The organism is Flavobacterium sp. TC780 (assembly GCF_056783245.1).
In genome coordinates this window covers 1-1,591 of the sequence record NZ_JBXBAV010000127.1, presented here as the reverse complement: position 1 = coordinate 1,591, position 1,591 = coordinate 1, and the positions used below count along the sequence as shown (strand labels likewise).

4 protein-coding genes are annotated in these 1,591 nt (G+C 43.2%); all 4 read left to right on the top strand.

Annotated elements, in window-relative coordinates; all coding sequences use genetic code 11:
- The coding region (locus AC1RYN_RS13870) for an HYR-like domain-containing protein (protein ID WP_481807433.1) at positions 1-292 on the top strand (292 nt) is incomplete at its 5' end.
- Positions 286-1,113 (top strand): HYR-like domain-containing protein, encoded by an 828-nt coding sequence (locus tag AC1RYN_RS13865; RefSeq protein WP_481807435.1) that lies wholly within the window; start codon positions 286-288, stop codon positions 1,111-1,113. The genes AC1RYN_RS13870 and AC1RYN_RS13865, both read left to right, overlap by 7 nt.
- Before the next feature lie 102 nt (positions 1,114-1,215).
- Positions 1,216-1,362, top strand: coding sequence for a hypothetical protein (locus AC1RYN_RS13860; protein ID WP_481807432.1), 147 nt, complete (start codon positions 1,216-1,218; stop codon positions 1,360-1,362).
- Between the two features lie 80 nt (positions 1,363-1,442).
- A partial coding sequence (locus AC1RYN_RS13855; protein WP_481807434.1) for an HYR-like domain-containing protein occupies positions 1,443-1,591 on the top strand: 149 nt, incomplete at its 3' end.

The window sequence follows — 1,591 nt, the reverse complement described above, 5'->3', positions numbered from 1 at the left end:
CAGAGCTGATTTTGTTCTGCCAGCGAATGGAGGATCAACAGTTGCTTGTGCGGCATCAATTGTAGCACCAACAGTTCCAGTGGTAACCGATACTTGTGGTACAGTATTGACAGCATCAGCCCCAGTTATATCAGCTACACCCGCTTGTAACGGGGACGTAACTTATACCTATACTTTTACAGATTGTAAAGGAAACACACATGATTGGATATATACCTATACGATAGACAGAGCTGATTTTGTTCTCCAGCGAATGAAGGATCAACGGTTGCTTGTGCGGCATCAATTGTAGCACCAACAGTTCCAGTGGTAACCGATACTTGTGGCACTGTATTAACAGCATCAGCCCCAGTTATATCAGCTACACCAGCTTGTAACGGTGATGTTACTTATACCTATACTTTTACAGATTGTGAAGGAAACACACATGATTGGATATATACCTATACGATAGACAGAGCCGATTTTGTTCTGCCAGCTAATGGAGGATCAACAGTTGCCTGTGGGGCATCAATTGTAGCACCAACAGTTCCAGTGGTAACCGATACTTGTGGTACAGTATTGACAGCATCAGCCCCAGTTATATCAGCTACACCAGCTTGTAACGGGGACGTAACTTATACCTATACTTTTACAGATTGTGAAGGAAACACACATGATTGGATATATACCTATACGATAGACAGAGCTGATTTTGTTCTGCCAGCGAATGGAGGATCAACAGTTGCCTGTGGGGCATCAATTGTAGCACCAACAGTTCCAGTGGTAACCGATAATTGTGGTACAGTATTGACACCATCAGCCCCAGTTATATCAGCTACACCCGCTTGTAACGGGGACGTAACTTATACCTATACTTTTACAGATTGTGAAGGAAACACACATGATTGGATATATACCTATACGATAGACAGAGCTGATTTTGTTCTGCCAGCGAATGGAGGATCAACAGTTACCTGTGCGGCATCAATTGTAGCACCAACAGTTCCAGTGGTAACCGATACTTGTGGTACAGTATTAACAGCATCAGCCCCAGTTATATCAGCTACACCCGCTTGTAACGGGGACGTAACTTATACCTATACTTTTACAGATTTAAGGAAACACACATGATTGGATATATACCTATACGATAGACAGAGCCGATTTTGTTCTGCCAGCGAATGAGGATCAACAGGTGTTTGTGCGGCATCAATTGTAGCGCCAACAGTTCCAGTGGTAACCGATACTTGTGGTACAGTATTAACAGCATCATCCCCAGTTATATCAGCTACACCCGCTTGTAACGGTGATGTTACTATACCTGTACTCTTAGAGATTGTGAAGGAAACACACATGATTGGATATATACCTATACGATAGACAGAGCTGAGTTTGTTCTGCCAGCGAACTGAGGATCAACATTCGCTTGTGGGGCATCAATCGTAGCGCCAACAGTTCCGGTGGAAACGGATACTTGTGGTACTGTATTAACAGCATCAGCCCCAGTTATATCAGCTACACCCGCTTGTAACGGGGACGTAACTTATACCTATACTTTTACAGATTGTGAAGGAAACACACATGATTGGATATATACCTATACGATAGA